This is a genomic window from Pseudosulfitobacter sp. DSM 107133 (assembly GCF_022788695.1).
Taxonomy (GTDB): Bacteria; Pseudomonadota; Alphaproteobacteria; order Rhodobacterales; family Rhodobacteraceae; genus Pseudosulfitobacter.
Map to the genome: position 1 here is coordinate 641,964 of NZ_CP085154.1, position 15,773 is coordinate 657,736.

18 protein-coding genes and 1 tRNA gene are annotated in these 15,773 nt (G+C 59.0%); 9 read left to right on the top strand and 10 right to left on the bottom strand.

Annotated elements, in window-relative coordinates; all coding sequences use genetic code 11:
- Positions 1-104 precede the first annotated feature (104 nt).
- Positions 105-299, top strand: a complete 195-nt coding sequence (locus tag DSM107133_RS03155; protein ID WP_114292555.1) for a hypothetical protein — start codon at positions 105-107, stop codon at positions 297-299.
- A 548-nt stretch (positions 300-847) separates the two neighbouring features.
- On the opposite strand, the gene DSM107133_RS03160 is transcribed toward DSM107133_RS03155, so the two are convergent.
- Positions 848-1,171 (bottom strand): hypothetical protein, encoded by a 324-nt coding sequence (locus DSM107133_RS03160; RefSeq protein WP_162791985.1) that lies wholly within the window; start codon positions 1,169-1,171, stop codon positions 848-850.
- Between DSM107133_RS03160 and DSM107133_RS03165 the strand changes: the two genes are divergently transcribed.
- Both DSM107133_RS03165 and DSM107133_RS03170 read left to right on the top strand, forming a co-directional pair.
- Entirely contained in the window at positions 1,151-2,743 is a 1,593-nt protein-coding gene (locus DSM107133_RS03165) for an AAA family ATPase (protein ID WP_205387771.1), read from the top strand. The genes DSM107133_RS03160 and DSM107133_RS03165 overlap by 21 nt on opposite strands.
- A gap of 52 nt (positions 2,744-2,795) precedes the next feature.
- Entirely contained in the window at positions 2,796-3,842 is a 1,047-nt protein-coding gene (locus DSM107133_RS03170; protein WP_243253580.1) for a hypothetical protein, read from the top strand.
- 312 nt (positions 3,843-4,154) lie between these two features.
- On the opposite strand, the gene DSM107133_RS03175 is transcribed toward DSM107133_RS03170, so the two are convergent.
- The 3 genes from DSM107133_RS03175 to DSM107133_RS03185 all read right to left on the bottom strand — a co-directional run bounded on the left by DSM107133_RS03175 (position 4,155) and on the right by DSM107133_RS03185 (position 5,687).
- Positions 4,155-4,523, bottom strand: a complete 369-nt coding sequence (locus tag DSM107133_RS03175; RefSeq protein ID WP_162791984.1) for a hypothetical protein — start codon at positions 4,521-4,523, stop codon at positions 4,155-4,157.
- A 666-nt stretch (positions 4,524-5,189) separates the two neighbouring features.
- A tRNA-Ala gene (locus DSM107133_RS03180) sits at positions 5,190-5,265 on the bottom strand.
- Between the two features lie 89 nt (positions 5,266-5,354).
- Positions 5,355-5,687, bottom strand: a complete 333-nt coding sequence (locus DSM107133_RS03185; protein WP_114292550.1) for a TIGR02300 family protein — start codon at positions 5,685-5,687, stop codon at positions 5,355-5,357.
- A gap of 107 nt (positions 5,688-5,794) precedes the next feature.
- On the opposite strand from DSM107133_RS03185, the gene DSM107133_RS03190 reads away from it, so the two are divergent.
- Together DSM107133_RS03190 and DSM107133_RS03195 are read left to right on the top strand one after the other, a co-directional pair.
- Entirely contained in the window at positions 5,795-6,487 is a 693-nt protein-coding gene (locus DSM107133_RS03190; RefSeq protein WP_114292549.1) for a SprT family zinc-dependent metalloprotease, read from the top strand.
- A 30-nt stretch (positions 6,488-6,517) separates the two neighbouring features.
- Positions 6,518-7,168: a GntR family transcriptional regulator gene (locus tag DSM107133_RS03195; protein ID WP_114292548.1), complete on the top strand. Its 651-nt coding sequence runs from the start codon at positions 6,518-6,520 to the stop codon at positions 7,166-7,168.
- 48 nt (positions 7,169-7,216) lie between these two features.
- Here the strand turns inward: DSM107133_RS03195 and DSM107133_RS03200 are convergent, their stop codons facing one another.
- On the bottom strand, positions 7,217-8,179 hold the full coding sequence (locus DSM107133_RS03200; RefSeq protein ID WP_114292547.1) for an acetyl-CoA carboxylase carboxyltransferase subunit alpha: 963 nt from the start codon (positions 8,177-8,179) through the stop codon (positions 7,217-7,219).
- Between the two features lie 59 nt (positions 8,180-8,238).
- Entirely contained in the window at positions 8,239-8,832 is a 594-nt protein-coding gene (locus tag DSM107133_RS03205; RefSeq protein ID WP_114292546.1) for a LysE family translocator, read from the bottom strand.
- 72 nt (positions 8,833-8,904) lie between these two features.
- Here DSM107133_RS03205 and DSM107133_RS03210 point away from each other — a divergent pair, with 72 nt between their 5' ends.
- Entirely contained in the window at positions 8,905-9,357 is a 453-nt protein-coding gene (locus DSM107133_RS03210; RefSeq protein WP_114292560.1) for an Lrp/AsnC family transcriptional regulator, read from the top strand.
- Between the two features lie 6 nt (positions 9,358-9,363).
- Here DSM107133_RS03210 and DSM107133_RS03215 read toward each other — a convergent pair whose 3' ends face one another.
- Together DSM107133_RS03215 and DSM107133_RS03220 are read right to left on the bottom strand one after the other, a co-directional pair.
- On the bottom strand, positions 9,364-9,819 hold the full coding sequence (locus tag DSM107133_RS03215) for a DUF302 domain-containing protein (protein ID WP_114292545.1): 456 nt from the start codon (positions 9,817-9,819) through the stop codon (positions 9,364-9,366).
- Positions 9,820-9,889: 70 nt separating this feature from the next.
- Positions 9,890-10,846, bottom strand: a complete 957-nt coding sequence (locus tag DSM107133_RS03220; RefSeq protein ID WP_114292544.1) for an L-malyl-CoA/beta-methylmalyl-CoA lyase — start codon at positions 10,844-10,846, stop codon at positions 9,890-9,892.
- A gap of 278 nt (positions 10,847-11,124) precedes the next feature.
- Here DSM107133_RS03220 and dgcN point away from each other — a divergent pair, with 278 nt between their 5' ends.
- The 3 genes from dgcN (at position 11,125) to DSM107133_RS03235 (ending at position 14,023) form a co-directional block, all read left to right on the top strand.
- On the top strand, positions 11,125-12,126 hold the full coding sequence (gene dgcN, locus DSM107133_RS03225) for an N-acetyltransferase DgcN (protein WP_114292559.1): 1,002 nt from the start codon (positions 11,125-11,127) through the stop codon (positions 12,124-12,126).
- A 65-nt stretch (positions 12,127-12,191) separates the two neighbouring features.
- Entirely contained in the window at positions 12,192-13,157 is a 966-nt protein-coding gene (gene dgcA / locus DSM107133_RS03230) for an N-acetyl-D-Glu racemase DgcA (RefSeq protein WP_114292543.1), read from the top strand.
- Entirely contained in the window at positions 13,157-14,023 is an 867-nt protein-coding gene (locus tag DSM107133_RS03235) for a D-amino-acid transaminase (RefSeq protein WP_114292558.1), read from the top strand. The genes dgcA and DSM107133_RS03235 overlap by 1 nt, the downstream gene beginning before the upstream one ends.
- Positions 14,024-14,146: 123 nt before the next feature.
- Here DSM107133_RS03235 and DSM107133_RS03240 read toward each other — a convergent pair whose 3' ends face one another.
- Together DSM107133_RS03240 and DSM107133_RS03245 are read right to left on the bottom strand one after the other, a co-directional pair.
- Entirely contained in the window at positions 14,147-14,701 is a 555-nt protein-coding gene (locus DSM107133_RS03240; protein ID WP_114292542.1) for a DUF2087 domain-containing protein, read from the bottom strand.
- Between the two features lie 155 nt (positions 14,702-14,856).
- Positions 14,857-15,513: a MarC family protein gene (locus DSM107133_RS03245; protein WP_114292541.1), complete on the bottom strand. Its 657-nt coding sequence runs from the start codon at positions 15,511-15,513 to the stop codon at positions 14,857-14,859.
- Between the last annotated feature and the right edge of the window lie 260 nt (positions 15,514-15,773).

Below are 15,773 nucleotides of genomic sequence, written 5' to 3' on the forward strand. Positions count from 1 at the left end.
TCACGAGGTGCTGAACTCGATATGTTCCGTTGCGCTGGAATGCCGCCGGTAGCCTATATAATCATGCCTTTAGGGCGGCTAACGCTAAGGTTGGAGATGATGCGATGGAACCAAATAACCACCCAGACAGCCATGAACTGCACGATTGGCCCATATATGGACCGAAGGATCCTGAGATTGCGAATCTTGTTGATCAGCTCGCTTATGTCCACGGGCTGCGGGTGCGCGAGATCGAGACAATTATCTTGCGGGCATTGAACGAACGCTTGGCTTCAGAGAAGGCAAAAAGCTCTTCATAACTAGTCAAATCATGACGAAAGGCAGTTAGTCTGAGACGTACCGGTCAAAATAATCCGCCGAACCAGCTGAGTTCGCGACTTTGTACCCAAGCGTTTCATCTTCAAGAAAATGGAAAACCACTTTCGAAAATGGAACATCTATGCGTCCCATTTCAAGAGATGGCCAGAAGTCGGAAACTATCTGGCACGCCTCAGGAAGTAGAAAATGCCGTGTCTTGAGAGAGACAGGTAGGAACTGAGATGCACGGTAGTGTTCCCCTTGTGGGGCACACCGCTCTCAGGCTTCTATAAGTCGCTGGAAAAAAAGTGGGAAGGGGCACATAGTTTTGCCTCTCAGCGTCAGAACTTCCTTTTGAATTCAGTGCCCCGAAATCTCGATGCTGAACTGAAGCTGCCTTTTTCGTCAAATAAGGTTGCCTCTCTGACGACATGAAAAAAGCCGACGCAGTGGTCGGCTTTCTCAAGACTTATCGTGTCAGAAGGTCCTGGGGATGGACTGCACAGGCTGCGGCCCCATCAGGCAGCAAGTCCCACCATCATTCCTGACCTCATCTCTCGTTCACATCGCGGCGGCGGAAGATGATCCGGTTTTCGCCGTTGAAAATGAGTGGTTCAACGCCGTTCTTGTAGAGCTCGCGGCAGAGATTGGCGGGATCGCGTCGCAACTCGCGGGCAAGATCGGTAGCCGAGATGTATTGTTCGCCGAACGCTTCGACGGAGGCCTCATCGACCACCCGCCAGCGTTCTGAGGACCTTTTGGGCTTCGGAGCAGCACGCAAGTATCCTGCTTTCACCAGGTTGCGGATTGTTGCGGTATCGACCCCGAGCTTAGTCTTGTATACGAGTTGGGCGTGCGCGGTTCGTCTAACCATCGGACTTTGCTATTGCACTGCCCGGGCAGCCGCCAACAGGCCAGCCTGTGGCTGAACGAGCGCTTTGCCTTCGATGATGACAGCGATCAGGATGTATTTGAAACCTGTATCGACTATCTGAATTCGGAGAGTGTTAGCTCGCCGCCCGGCTTCTCGCCGCTAATAGTCCCTGGCAGTTGGCCGCTGCGTGACAGCTCGCCGCCACAAATCGCGCTTCCGTCGACTGTACTTGCATACACCACCGGCGACTTGCGTCCCTGGCGTTCGGTTTGGAGCCGAAATCAGCGTGCTGACGGATTACTGGAAGGTGGCGACGACTCGCAATACGACGAACGACCTGCAGGTTGGACTGCAACCCAAGAAAATGCCATTCAAGCGGCGAGACAGGCTGGCGATAACCTTCCTCAACTAGCCGTGGACACGGGCAGCGCAGAGACTGATCTTTTCCGACGCCCAGTGCTGTTGGACGCAACACTGCTAAAATGCTCATTGTTGGCAGTGGCCTTGCAGCAGTCCTTTGTTGAAGCGTCAGATGTTGAAGCGTCAGAAAATTCAGTTCGTATTGAAGCAGAAGCCAAAACCGCACTACCGCGTCGAAGTGACAACAACCAGGAGGCGCTTCAAGGACTGCTGGAGCGTGGCGGTTGGCATCACCTAGTTTCGGTCGCGTTCCGCTCACGTCTCCAATTACCTCAATGGGATCAGAAACTCTCTGAAACAGCCCATGATTGGTGGATGTGCGCGAGCGAGGTCATTGCGGAACCGCACCCAGTGAACGTGCGCCGAATGTTGCTGTTCGATTTGAAACAGCCGTTCGATTCGCAGAAATTGAGCTTTGCCTCGGTTGCTGGCGACGAACTTCAGTCTTGCAACTCGCAGGGCGAAGCTTTGTGGACATTGTTGGGCGGTGCCAGTGACGCTAGCGCCTTTGACTTATTTGCCCGCCTGCTTGAACTGAATCAGGAGGGCTTGTTTGAAGACGTTTTATTGCGCTTACGTCGAGCTCCAGTGCCAGATCGCGAAGATGAAGAGAGCGTAAATGATGTTGGTGTTTTGCGATACGAAGAACTATCTGACGGCGAGCAAATGGTATTGGGGCGTATGGCGCTGTTCCATTTACTGCAGGGACAGAAGGACGCCTTGCTGCTGCTCGATGAGCCGGAAACCCATTTTAATGACAAATGGAAGCGAGAAATTGTCGATATCATCGATGACGCCATTGGTCACACAGCCAACGATGTCTTGATCTCCACCCATTCGGCCATCGTGCTTTCGGATGTTTTTAACAACGAGATCGTGATGGTGCAAAAAACGGATGAAGGTTCCACTGCGCGCAACGTGGACGAACTCACTTTCGCCACCGACCCGAGTGCACTGATGATGACGGTGTTCGGTGCCGATGACAGCATTGGCAAACGCGCCCAGGAATTCATTGAGGGCAGGCTGCGTAAAACAACCGGTACAAGTGCCGAAATAGCCGATCTGGAGCGCCTGATTGCTCGAATGGGATCGGGCTTCTATCGCAGCGAGTTGCGCACATTGCTGAATGTCTGGCGGGGTGACGATGCTTAAACCCATCCATCGAGTTGAGTGTTCTCCAGCGCTAGCTGCATGCCAGCGGTTGATGCAGCGTTTTGCGCTGTGGTTGTGTGATCCTGACACCGCTGATGCACAAATCAACCAACAAGGCTTGCAGCCCCCAGTTCTGGCAAGTGAGATCGAAGTGGATTGGTTGTGGAGTTTTCTTCAGCGTGTCGATGCAAGGCAAACGTTGCTACATCGTGCGCAAATTGTCGCCGCCCTGCCGCCCCCCCAGAAGGCCGTCTTAGTTACTTGGATACAAGCAGTCTCCACGCTTTCGGCACAGTTTCGGCCAGAGCCAATTCAATGGCCGGTCGAGTGCCCGATTCCAAGCCACACTGATTGGAAAGCATTTAAGGAGCTGATGGAGGCGTTTTACAAAGTCGGGTTTCGCAATGGCTTGCCATTCCTGCCGGATGGCACTCCAACGACCGTAGGTGGCGTGACTTATGCCCGTTATGTGAGCGAGTTCCGCGAAGCACACCGTCAGAGCACTAATCTCGAGGCCCGCGAGGTTTGTGTGCTGTGTGGTGGCCCGCTAGGACAGACTCCGGAAGTCGATCATTGGATTGCAAAGAGCGCATTCCCTTTGCTTAGTATTTGTGCTGAAAACTTGCTGCCGATTTGTGGGGATTGCAATTCACTGGCGAATAAAGGGCAAAAGCCTGTGCATTCAGATGGCAGCTTTACTGATTGGTTTCACCCCTATCTGAATCCAGGCAATGAGGCTATGCAAATTACCTACGAGCTGCACCCTAGGAGCTCCGTCCGCTGCGATGCTGCGACACTTGTCGATCAACGCAAAGTCGCCAATATAGACGGCCTACTAAACCTGTCTTTGCGTTGGACGCGCGAATTCAAGGCGGAGTATAGCAAGCAGAAGGACGTTCTGCTCAACAGGGCTAGACGTCGATTTGAGGCCGCCAAGCCCGGCTACTCACAAAACGAAATTCTTTTGTTCGTTGAGGAATGGGAGGCAGACTTGTTGCCTAGTGAACCGCACTACGAAGTGCGTAAAGTTCTGGCAGCGGCCTTAAAAGAACAAGCTCGACTCGCTGCTTGGCAGATCGAACTGAGTTTAGTGCGGTAGCAGTAGAGAAGCTACCGAGTTGCCGTCAATTAGTTGAATTAGACCGGTCAACGATAGGTCCACCGGTGTAAGACTTCATTCTCCATTGTAGCCCTGTCAGGCTCTAGTGTCGCCCCAAGTGCATGTTCAGCGAATGATGTCGGGAGAAATTGCCGCGGTCTAGATTGCTGGCCCTGAGAGCGCCTGTGCGGTGCTGTAGGCGTGCAGGTCCCACTTCAGCACCGCACAGGCATAGGCCGTGGGATCAGTCTACGTGCGATGCCGGGACTGCACAGGAAGGCCCCGGAGTTGGTTCCAGCGCCCCATTCGTGGTCACGCCTGCTTCGACTTTGCGAAGAGAACTTCGTCAACCTCGACCTCGAGCCAACCGCGCTCGCAATAGTAGTCAACATTGATCAAGAAGTTCTTGAGAAGCTTCGGACGCACCGAGTGCGGCAGCTCGTGCCACTCGCCGCCACGCAGGACATCCAGAGTGAAGCCCTTAGTCTGATCGAAGCCATGCAGCTTTTGAAGAAGGCGGAAGAGATGGCCATAAAGCAGATCCTCGGCTTCAGGCCGACCATTATTAGGCAGGTTGATCCGCAGCCTGACCTCGTGAAGCGGATGCTTTGCAATCTGGAAGACCTCGCCGCTGAGGCGCTTAAGGCGGCGGATGGCGGGGAAGTTGATGATGTTCGACATGATGCCGTCTCCATTCTGATATGAGGACCTGCATCCGTGGCCCTAGATCTCGTGAATGAGCCAACATCCCGCTAAAGCGAGAATGCAGGCCCGGCTTAGATCCAGGTTCCTTACCGAGGACGGATCCCCGGGGACATTTATCGTTGGTGGCATGAGGCCACCGCCCGTACCCCTAATATATGTGCTGTCACTGTCTCCGACAAGGAGGCAAGGAGGACGCGGTTCATGTCCTCTGGGAGTGAAGACCATCTGTTTCGCAAATTGGTCGGATTAGCTGGAGGTGTTCGAAGAGAAGCCCTACGCGACGAAATCTTCCGTAGTCGGCGTCCGAAATGCGATCGAGTATTTGGACAAGGTTTAGGCGGAAGCGCAATCTGGCCATAAAGCTCTTCAAACTCAGTCGGCAGGCAGATCAATCGGGTTTGGGTTTTCTCTAGCTCATAACGCCCAATCTTCAACAAAATGGAAAAACCATTGTCGTAAATGGAAGAGCTATGCGGCGCTTTTCATAACCAACGACATGTTAGGGCTGCGAGGCGATCAACACGCAATGGGCGTGGATCAAAGCAGCATAGATTTTCGCAAGGAAAACAGCACCTCTCCGCACAGGAGAGGCATTTGCTCTGACGAGAAAGGCAGAACTATCTGCTCCTTTTCAAAAAGGGATGGTGGAGCATAGCGGGATCGAACCGCTGACCTCCTGCATGCCATGCAGGCGCTCTCCCAGCTGAGCTAATGCCCCATCCTTGGCGACCCTCTTGGGTCCGTGCGCCGCTGATTAGGCGGTTTGGCGGGCGGGATCAAGCGAAAAGATCACGCCTGCCAAAAGCTTTACAAATCGTCGTCGTCCGACGCCACGTCGGCGATTTCTTCCAGCGGAACTGTATCGTCGTCGTCATCGTCTTCGAGGATGTCATCATCCAGATCGACATCAACATCGCTGTCGTCATCGTCCAGTACCACGTCATCGTCGTCGTTATCCGCTGCTTTTGCCTTGGCCGTGACGGCGTCTTCGGCGTCGGCGGCAATCATGCGGGATTTGCTGGCGTCCAGCTCAACCACTTCGCCCGTGTAGGGGCTGACGATCGGGTTCTTGTTCAGGTCGTAAAACCGCTTGCCGGTGGTCGGGCAAAGGCGTTTCGTACCCCATTCTTCGTTGGGCATGGTGTCCCCTTTGAAATCTCTGTTGCATCTAGGCGATTCAGGGCAAGTGCCATATGGTGTGCCCGGAGTCAAAGCCTTCGTGATAAGTGGGTAAAGGAGCAGATAGGATGGCCATGCATCTGTTGCAAGAAGGACCGCCTGTCGAGGTGGTTTTACGCCGGTCGGCGCGGGCGCGGCGGATTTCGTTGCGGGTGTCGTCCCTGGACGGGCGGGTGACCCTGACGCTGCCCAAAGGCGTGGCCGAACGCGAAGCGATGGCCTTTGCCCGTTCCAAGGAAGACTGGATTCGCGGCCATCTGCAGAGCCGTCTTGAGAACGTTGTCATCACCCACGGGGTCGAAGTGCCGCTTTTGGGTCAGTCGCGGCTGATTGTGCCGGGAGCCGGGCGGCGCGTCGTTGTGGGTGACAGTTCGATCACTGTGCCCGGCGCGCCTGAGCAAGTGGGCGCGCGCTTGCAGGCGCATCTGAAGGCGCTGGCGCGGACGCGACTGGCGGCGGCCTCTGATTTTTATGCTGCACGTTTGGGGCGGCCCTATCAGCGGATCAGCATTCGCGACACCCGTTCGCGGTGGGGGTCCTGTTCGACACGCGGCACGCTGATGTATTCGTGGCGGCTGGTCATGATGCCCCAAACGGTGCTGGATTATGTCGCAGCGCACGAGGTGGCCCATCTGCAAGAGATGAACCACGCACAGGCGTTCTGGGACGCTGTGACACGCATCCACGGCCCCTACGGCGAAGCGCGTGCGTGGCTGCGTCAGCACGGGTCCGAATATCACCGCTTTCGTTTTGATGATTGACCGTTTCGAATTTTGTGATCACAAGGCGGCATGACAACACCAGCACGCGCCACAGAAGTTACGCCAGCCGCCCATGATCGGGTCTATCGCCAGTTGCGCAGCCGAATCATGCATGGCGATATTCCCCCCGGTCAGGCGTTGACCCTGCGCGGGGTCGCAAAAGATTACGAGGTCAGCATGACGCCTGTACGCGAGGCGGTGCGCCGTCTGGTGGCCGAAGGGGCGCTGACGATGTCATCGTCGGGGCGCATGGGCACGCCAGAGCTGTCCGCCGAGCGGATCGAGGAGCTGGCCGCCCTGCGCGCCCTGATCGAGGTCGAGCTGGCCAGCCGCGCCCTGCCGCGCGCGCATATGGCGCTGATCGAGCGGTTGCAGACCATCAACGGTGCCGTGTCCGAGGCTGTGGCCCACCGCGATGCGGTTGGCTATATTCGCACCAATCTGGAGTTTCACCGCACGCTGTATCTGCGCGCCCAGGCGCCTGCGATGCTGGCGATGGCCGAAACCGTGTGGCTGCAAATGGGGCCGACAATGCGGGCGCTGTACGGGCGGCTGCGCCGGACCGAGCCGCCGCATTACCACAAGCTGATTATCGCGGCCTTGCGGGCGGGCGACGAGCCGGGATTGCGGCTGGCCGTTCGCACGGATGTGACGCAGGGCTTGCGGATGCTGGCGCGCTGAGCTGACAGGCGCGCCGCCAGCCAGTCCGTTGCGGTGGTGGCTGACGCCTTACGCCGCCAGCCCCTTGCTGCCCAAATCCAGAAACTTGCGACGGCGGTCGTTAATCAGCGCCTTGGCATCCATGCCTTTCAGGTCTTTCAGCATCTCTGCAATCGCCTTGCCGACCGAATCAATCGCCTGGTGTGCGTGGCGGTGTGCGCCGCCCATCGGCTCGGGGATGATCTTGTCGATGACGCCCAGCTGCTTGAGATCCTGCGCCGTCAGCCGCAGGGCTTCGGCCGCTTCGCGCATCTTTTCGGCGTCTTTCCAAAGGATCGACGCGCAGCCTTCGGGGCTGATCACCGAATAGACCGCATGTTCCAGCATCGCGACACGGTTCGCCGTGGCAAAGGCCACAGCCCCGCCCGATCCGCCTTCACCAATCACCACAGAGACAACCGGCGTGCCGATTTGCAGCGATTTCTCGGTGGCCCGAGCAATCGCTTCGGACTGGCCGCGTTCTTCCGCACCCTTGCCGGGATAGGCGCCGGGCGTGTCCACCAGCGTAACGACAGGAAGGCCAAAGCGGCCCGCCAGATCCATCAGGCGGATTGCCTTGCGGTAACCCTCGGGGCGGGCCATTCCGAAATTGCGTTCGATGCGTGATTTGGTGTCGTTGCCTTTTTCATGGCCGATCACCATCACCGGCGTGTCGTTGAACCGAGCAAGCCCACCCATCACCGCATGATCGTCGGCAAAGTTGCGATCACCTGCCAGCGGCGTGTAATCGGTGAACAGGCGTTTGACATAGTCGATGCAATGGGGCCGCTCGGGGTGGCGCGCCACCAGACATTTGCGCCACGGCGTCAGCGACCCGTACAGATCCTGCATCATCGCCTTGCCCTTGGCGTCCAGTGCTGCGGCCTCGGCGCTGGTGTCGGTGTCGGGATTGTTGCGGGCCATGGCGCGCAATTCTTCGGCTTTGCCTTCGATTTCAGCCAGTGGCTTCTCGAAATCCATATATTGAGTCATCTGCTCGCTCCGCTTCGGCTTTGTCCGATATATGGCGGGGGTGGGCGGCGAATGCAATCTTAGGGAAACAGGACCGGGTAAAGCGATGCGATCAGCAAGGCGGCCATGGTCCAGTTGAACGCCCTCAGCCGGGTGGGGTTCGTCAGGACGCGCGCCATCTGTTGGCCCATTACCGTCCACAGGCTGACCGAGGGCAGGTTGACCGCGCCAAAGACCACCGCCACCAGTGCGATGGCCGCAAATGTGGTGTCCGGCGTATAGGCGGATATGGCCGTCAGGGCCATCGCCCACGCCTTTGGATTGACCCACTGGAAGGCAGCGGCTTGCAGGAAGGTCATCGGCGTGCCCGTCGCCTCGCCCCGTTTGATCGGTGCGGCATTGGCAATTTTCCACGCCAGATAGCCAAGATAGAGGATCGAGGCGACCTTGAGCACCGTGTAGCTGACAGGGTAGGCGTCAAACACCTGCGCCAGTCCCATGCCCACGACGACCACCATCAGGACAAAGCCCAGCCCCACACCCAGCATGTGCGGCACCGTGCGTGCAAAGCCAAAATTCGCGCCCGACGCCATCAGCATCAGGTTGTTCGGCCCCGGCGTGATCGAACTCACCAGAGCAAAGGCCGCAAGGGCAAGGAGAATATCAACTGTCATGCGCAATGAATGACGTTGTATTGGCGGTTTGAAATTGCAAACTTGGTGCATAGTCACGGAGTTTTGCAATTTATGGCCAAGCTGGATTCAAAAAACGAACAGATATTGCAAGAGCTGAGCCGCAATGGTCGGATCAGCAATCTGGAACTGGCCGACCGCGTGGGGCTGTCCCCCTCGGCCTGTTTGCGGCGGGTGCAGGAAATGGAGCGCAACGGCTTGATCAAAGGCTATCGCGCGGTGCTGGACCGCACGGCGCTGGGGACAGGTTTTGTCGCCTATATCGGTGTCGGCCTGCGCGATCACACCAAGGCGGCGCAAGAGGCGTTCGAGCGTGCCATCGCCCGCGCGCCCGAGGTGCGTGAATGTCATAACACCACGGGCACCTACGAATATCTGTTGCGTGTCGAATGTGCCGATCTTCAGAGCTACAAGGCGTTTCACACCGACATGCTGGGCGACTTGCCGCAGGTGAATGCGATCACGTCATATGTGGTCATCGGCTCGCCCAAGGATGAACGGGCGTAGTGTGCGTCAGTTGCTGGCCTGCGCCGCGATGGCGGCAAATGTCGCGTCCAGCTCTGTCGCGACGGGCTTGAGGTTGCTGCTGTAGGGCGCATAGATCGCAGAGGGCAGTTTATAGCTGAGCGTGGCCGTGCCGTCCGCATTCTCGGTGACATAGACGCGAATCGGCGCTTCGATCATCGCGTGGGAGTCGATGTTCAGGATCTGCACGGCCAGCGCATTGTTGAACAGGCCGATCACACGGTTGCCAGGGATGGTGATGCCTCGGGCGGCGGCGGCACCGGTGGGGCCGGCCTCGGTGACGACACCCATCTGATGCGCCTTGGCGGCTGTTTTCACGTCCGCAACCAGTTGGTCATAGGGTTTGGCGGTGCGGATTACGGTCCAGCCGTCACGCGGGGTGATGTCCGCGACCTCGGCGAAGGCGGGCAGGGACAGCATCAGCAGGGCAATCAGAAAACGCATGGGGCCTCTCACGATAGGTGGAGGCCCCATTGAGGCACGAATGCGCCCCGCAAATCCAGTCACGAGCGCGTCAGCCGGTGATCATCTCGTATTGTTTGACGACAACCTCGGCCTGTTTGATCGACGCGATGTCGACCAGACGGCCCTTGTAGACGGTGGCACCCTCGCCGTTGGCCTTGGCCTGTTCCATCGCGGCCAGAATCTCGCGGGCTTCGGCGACGGCCTCTTCCGAGGGGGTGAACACCTCGTTGGCCAGTGCGATCTGCTTGGGGTGGATGGCCCATTTGCCGACCATGCCCAGCGTGGCCGACCGCAGCGCCTGCGCACGGAAACCTTCGTCGTCGGAAAAGTCGCCAAAGGGGCCATCGACCGGCAGCACACCGTGGGTGCGGCAGGCGGCAACAATCGCAGCCTGTGCCCAGTGCCACGGATCGGACCAGTGTTTTGCCCCGTCGCGCAGCATGTAATAGTTTTCCTGCGTCCCGCCGATGCCGGTGGTCTGCATCCCCATCGAGGCGGCAAAATCAGCGGCGCCCAAGCTCATCGCGACCAGACGCGGCGAAGATGCGGCGATTTCTTCCACATGGGCGATGCCTGCGGCCGATTCGATGATGACCTCGAAGTTGATCTTCTTGGTGCGCCCCTTGGCAGTCTCAATCGCGGTGACCAGTGCATCGACCGCATAGATGTCGGCGGCGCAGCCCACTTTGGGGATCATGATCTGGTCCAGACGCTCGCCTGCCTGCTCCAGCAGATCGACGACGTCACGATACCAGTAAGGGGTGTCCAGACCGTTGATCCGTACCGACAGCGTCTTGGTGCCCCAGTCGTATTCGGAAATTGCCTGAATGATGTTGGCGCGCGCGCTGTCCTTGTCCGAAGGGGCAACGCTGTCTTCGAGATCCAGGTTGATTACGTCAGCGGCCGAGGCAGCCATCTTGGCGAACAGCTTGGTGTTCGAGCCGGGGCCGAAAAGCTGGCAGCGGTTGGGGCGTGCGGGGGGCGTGGGCTGAAGGCGGAAGCTCATCTGCGAACCTTTCGGGTAATATTGTTGCGTCACATCTGGGTTTAGCTGGTATTAAATTACGCTGCGCTTCGCAAGCTTGATTTCGCAAGTGCAGCAATTGCGGTGTGTTCAAGTGAGAGACGGCGGGAGTTTCTTCTAATTTTGCAGCATTTATTCGAAGAAATATGTTCATTTCCCGCATTCTGCGCTGGACTTCGTATGAAGTTGCAGCGGTTTTTGCGCAGTATCCGTTCAAAGCGGCTTGGGCCGACGAAACGCAAGACCAAAGGACTGCCACAATGATCAAGACCCCCTATTTGCTCTTCCTGGGCGATGCGCCTGACCAACTGGCTGCCAAAGTGGCACAAGGCATCAAGGACTGGCGCCCCGACAACGCGGTTGGCCAATATCGCATGGACGGCTGCGGCGCAGACCTGAAACTGACCGATATGACGCTGGATGAGGGTTTGGCCGCCGGCGCCAAAACGCTGGTCATTGGCGTGGCGAACCGTGGCGGGATCATCTCCAAGGCGTGGAAAGAAGTCCTGCTGGCCGCACTGGAAGCGGGTTATGATCTGGCCAGCGGTTTGCACAACCTGCTGGAGGACGAACCCGAACTGGTTGCTGCTGCCACAAAATTCGGGCGCGAAATGCACGACGTTCGCGTCGCATCCGTGGATTATCCCATCGCCAACGGTGAAAAGCGCACCGGCAAGCGGGTGCTGGCCGTGGGGACCGACTGTTCCGTCGGCAAGATGTACACCGCACTGGCGCTGGACGAGGCGCTGCGAGCCAAGGGTGTGAAAAGCACCTTCCGCGCCACGGGGCAGACCGGTATCCTGATCACGGGTGAAGGCGTGCCGCTGGACGCGGTCGTGGCCGACTTTATGGCCGGTTCGATCGAATACCTGACGCCCGACAACGATGCCGACCATTGGGACATCATCGAGGGGCAGGGCAGCCTGTTCCACGTCAGCTATTCCGGCGTGACCTTGGCGCTGATCCATGGGGGCCAGCCCGACGCGCTGATCATCTGCCACGAGCCGACCCGCAAACACATGCGCGGCCTGCCCAGCTATACGCCGCCCAGCATCGGTCAGGTCAGCGAACTGGCTCTGGCGCTGGCCAAGGTGGCGAATGCGGACTGCAAGGTCGTGGGCATTTCGGTGAACACGCAGCACATGGGCGACGACGAAGCGCGCGCCTATCTGGCCGAGGTTGAGGCGGAATACGGTCTGCCCGCAGTCGATCCCTATCGTCACGGCGCCGAACGGCTGGCCGATGCGATTGCAGCTTTGTAAGCTGCGCCTGTTGCCGGGGGCAGGAGCCTCCGGCGGGAGTTTTTCTGGCAAGATGAAGGTGATGTATGCGCATTGATGTGACGCGGGATGTGTTCCAGTTGGCACAGGTTTTCACCATTGCGCGGGGGTCGCGGACCGAGGCGCAAGTGCTGACCGTGCGGGTGTCCGACGGTGATGTGACGGGTGTGGGCGAATGTGTGCCCTATGCCCGCTATGGCGAAACGCTGGACAGCGTGACGGAGCAGATTAACGGATTGCCTGCGGATATTTCGCGGATGGGGCTTTATGATCTGCTGCCCGCCGGTGCGGCGCGCAACGCGGTGGATTGCGCATTGTGGGATCTGGAAGCCAAGCGCGCAGGCAAGCGGGTGTGGGAACTGGCCGGGCTGGTGAAGCCGGGACCGGAAATCACCGCCTATACCCTGTCATTGGACAGCCCCGAGGCGATGCAGGCGCAGGCGGCCAAGAACGCCTTTCGTCCACTGCTGAAGATCAAGCTTGGCACACCGGACGACATGCCACGGCTTGAGGCTGTGCGCGCAGGTGCGCCCGACGCGCGCATTATCGTGGACGCCAACGAAGGCTGGTCCGCTGATGTTTATGCCGATTTGGCACCGCATCTGGTGCGGCTGGGCGTGCAGTTGGTCGAACAGCCGCTGCCCGCAGGCGAGGACGATGCCCTGATCGGTATGGACCGTCCGGTGCCCGTGTGCGCCGACGAAAGCTGCCATGACCGCGCCTCGCTGCCGCATCTGAAGGGCAAATATGATGTGGTCAACATCAAGCTGGACAAGACCGGCGGGCTGACCGAAGCCCTTGCCCTGCGCGACGAGGCGCTGGCGCAAGGCTATCGCGTGATGGTTGGCTGCATGGTCGGATCGTCCTTGGCGATGGCCCCGGCAACCCTGGTTGCACAGGGTGCGGAGGTTGTAGACCTTGACGGGCCGCTTCTGTTGGCCGAAGACCGCGACGAACCTTTGATTTTTGACGCCGCTGGGGTGCATCCCCCCAGTGCGAAACTATGGGGATGATGCACATGCGTACTGTTTATGTGAACGGCGACTACCTGCCCGAGACCGAAGCGAAAGTGTCGATTTTTGATCGCGGTTTCCTGATGGCCGACGGCGTTTATGAGGTGACCAGCGTGCTGGACGGCAAGCTGATCGACTTTGACGGCCACGCGGTGCGCCTGCAACGCTCGCTGGACGAGTTGGACATGAAGAACCCGATCACCAAGGACGACCTGCTGGAAGTGCACCGCGAACTGGTGCGTCTGAACGGGATCGAAGAGGGTATGATCTATCTCCAGATCACCCGTGGTGCGCCCGATGACCGCGACTTTGCCTTTCCTGACCCTGAAGCCGTGCCCTGCACCGTGGTTCTGTTCACCCAGAACAAGCCGGGGCTTGCCGCCAATCCGGTGGCGCAAAAGGGCATCAAGGTCATCAGCATCGAAGACATCCGCTGGGGCCGCCGCGACATCAAGACGGTGCAGCTGTTGTACCCCTCTATGGGCAAGATGATGGCCAAGGCTGCGGGTGTCGATGACGCTTGGATGGTGCAGGACGGTTTCGTGACCGAAGGCACCAGCAACAATGCCTATATCGTCAAGGGCGGCAAGATCATCACCCGCCCCAAGACCAACGACATCCTGCACGGCATCACCCGCGCCGCCGTGCTGCGCTTTGCCCAAGAGGCGCAGATGACCGTGGAAGAGCGCAACTTTACCATCGAGGAAGCGCAGGACGCGGACGAGGCATTCATCACCTCGGCCAGCACCTTCGTGATGCCCGTGGTCGAGATCGACGGCGCGCAGATCGGTGACGGCACGCCCGGCACCGTCGCGCCGCGTCTGCGCGAGATCTATCTGGAAGAAAGCCGCAAGGTCGCGGTGTAACCCGCGACCTTCGCTCCTGTTTCAGAGCGACCCTTCGGGGAGAGTTTGCTTGGCAAGATGAAGGCAGGTCCATGCCTTTTCGGGGCAAAAACCTCTCCGAAGGGCAGGCGGGACCCTGTCCTGTCACAGCGCTTTGCGTGCCTCGGTGCGGCGCTCTGCGATGTGGCGGATCAGGGCGCGCGCTTCGGGCGGGGGGCGTTGTTCGATCCTGCGGTAATCGGACCCGTCGCGGTTGCGGGTCAGCAGGCCCATGCTCAGAAGGCCGCGGCGCAGCTGCGCGGGGTCGTCAAAGCTGTGGCCGTGGTTCAGCACACCGTTCACGTCGCGTTCGTGCAGCGTGGCATGGGCCGGCACGTTGGCCCACAGCACCCAGAGACACAGATCCTGAATGGCCCTGCGTGCGGGCCACTGGCGCAGGCGGCCGGTGGCATCGAATTGCGCGAGTGCGCGTTCGACGCGGCGAAAGTCGCATGTTTCGGCCGGGGTAGGGTGCAGGCGTGCCTGTGCGGCTTTGGCGGCATTCAGGTGCTGGAAGTTGCGAAAGCCCGCTGCACGCGCCAGCATATTGAGCAAAGTCAGATGGGACGGCGGCGCATCGGTGCCGGTCAGTTGCTGCGACAGGCTGCGCGCAAATTTCGAGATGTCCGCTGTGACCAGCGGGATAGGAGTTTTCGACATGGCAATTCCTAGCGTGCCGCGAAGCTGTCCGTGGGTCGCAGGCTTGACGAACGCGGCACTGGACGGAATGTCATATGCGTGTCGTGGCGGTGCGGCAGCTTTAGCACCCCTTGCGGGGCTGCGACGCCTTGGTGGCTGCCAACCATGTCGCCAGATTAATCCAGCGGCGCGGATATCGCAACAGGGGGCGCAAGGTTGAGCACCCCCAACGCGTCCAGCCCGCCCATGATCGAATCCACAGCGATTGTGGCCAGAATGATGCCCATGACACGGCTGATGACGCTGGCGCCGGTATTGCCGATCAGTTTGTGGATGTAGGTTGCAGCCAACAGCAGGGCCAGCGTGATTGCCAGCACCAAAAGCAGAACGCTGGCAGTAATGGCCTGTTCGGCCAGCGTCTGGCTGTGGTTGTCGGTCAGGACAACGATGGCCAGCATCGCGCCGGGCGAGGCGATCGAGGGCATCGCCAGCGGGAACACGGCCCCTGCCATCGGGTCGCGTCCGGCGGCGGTAATTTCGTTGTCGGATTTGGAATCGCCAAAGATCATCGAGAGCGCGAACAGGAACAGCACAATGCCGCCCGCAATCTGGAAAGAGCCGAACCGCAGGCCCAGACCTTCCAGCAGGAACTGACCACCGACCAGAAAGGCCAGCAACACCAGCCCCGCGATCAGCGTGGCACGCAGGGCAATCCGGCGGTGCAGGTGGCGTGGTGCGCGGGCCGCAGCATAGAGGAACACCGGAATGGTGCCGACGGGGTCAATAACCACGAACAGGGTGACAAATTCACGAGCGAGGCTGGTAAAGTCCAAGAGGCGGGCCTTTGGTTGGCGGTTAAAGGGGCCGCTTGGATATAGCTGTGATTTGCGTGCAATAGAAGGTCGGCAGACAGTTAGGCTCTGGACCCATTAATTCTATATACTCAGCGGCGATTTCGCGAAATTTCAAAGGTTTGGGGCGTGCAGCCAATAGTGGTTCTATTTGCAAGCGACCCAAGACGTTGAAATGAAGCGAAATCGCCGCCCTTCGGGTTTGACGGATTTTGCCGCAGCCTGCGGCGCATCTGCTTAGA

Bases quoted from the DNA above. Each gene is read 5' to 3' on its own strand.
- DSM107133_RS03155 (WP_114292555.1), top strand. From the start codon at position 105: ATGGAACCAAATAACCACCCAGACAGCCATGAACTGCACGATTGGCCC.
- DSM107133_RS03160 (WP_162791985.1), bottom strand. From the start codon at position 1,171: ATGGTTAGACGAACCGCGCACGCCCAACTCGTATACAAGACTAAGCTC.
- DSM107133_RS03170 (WP_243253580.1), top strand. From the start codon at position 2,796: ATGCAGCGTTTTGCGCTGTGGTTGTGTGATCCTGACACCGCTGATGCA.
- DSM107133_RS03175 (WP_162791984.1), bottom strand. From the start codon at position 4,523: ATGTCGAACATCATCAACTTCCCCGCCATCCGCCGCCTTAAGCGCCTC.
- DSM107133_RS03185 (WP_114292550.1), bottom strand. From the start codon at position 5,687: ATGCCCAACGAAGAATGGGGTACGAAACGCCTTTGCCCGACCACCGGC.
- DSM107133_RS03190 (WP_114292549.1), top strand. From the start codon at position 5,795: ATGGCCATGCATCTGTTGCAAGAAGGACCGCCTGTCGAGGTGGTTTTA.
- DSM107133_RS03195 (WP_114292548.1), top strand. From the start codon at position 6,518: ATGACAACACCAGCACGCGCCACAGAAGTTACGCCAGCCGCCCATGAT.
- DSM107133_RS03200 (WP_114292547.1), bottom strand. From the start codon at position 8,179: ATGACTCAATATATGGATTTCGAGAAGCCACTGGCTGAAATCGAAGGC.
- DSM107133_RS03205 (WP_114292546.1), bottom strand. From the start codon at position 8,832: ATGACAGTTGATATTCTCCTTGCCCTTGCGGCCTTTGCTCTGGTGAGT.
- DSM107133_RS03210 (WP_114292560.1), top strand. From the start codon at position 8,905: ATGGCCAAGCTGGATTCAAAAAACGAACAGATATTGCAAGAGCTGAGC.
- DSM107133_RS03215 (WP_114292545.1), bottom strand. From the start codon at position 9,819: ATGCGTTTTCTGATTGCCCTGCTGATGCTGTCCCTGCCCGCCTTCGCC.
- DSM107133_RS03220 (WP_114292544.1), bottom strand. From the start codon at position 10,846: ATGAGCTTCCGCCTTCAGCCCACGCCCCCCGCACGCCCCAACCGCTGC.
- dgcN (WP_114292559.1), top strand. From the start codon at position 11,125: ATGATCAAGACCCCCTATTTGCTCTTCCTGGGCGATGCGCCTGACCAA.
- dgcA (WP_114292543.1), top strand. From the start codon at position 12,192: ATGCGCATTGATGTGACGCGGGATGTGTTCCAGTTGGCACAGGTTTTC.
- DSM107133_RS03235 (WP_114292558.1), top strand. From the start codon at position 13,157: ATGCACATGCGTACTGTTTATGTGAACGGCGACTACCTGCCCGAGACC.
- DSM107133_RS03240 (WP_114292542.1), bottom strand. From the start codon at position 14,701: ATGTCGAAAACTCCTATCCCGCTGGTCACAGCGGACATCTCGAAATTT.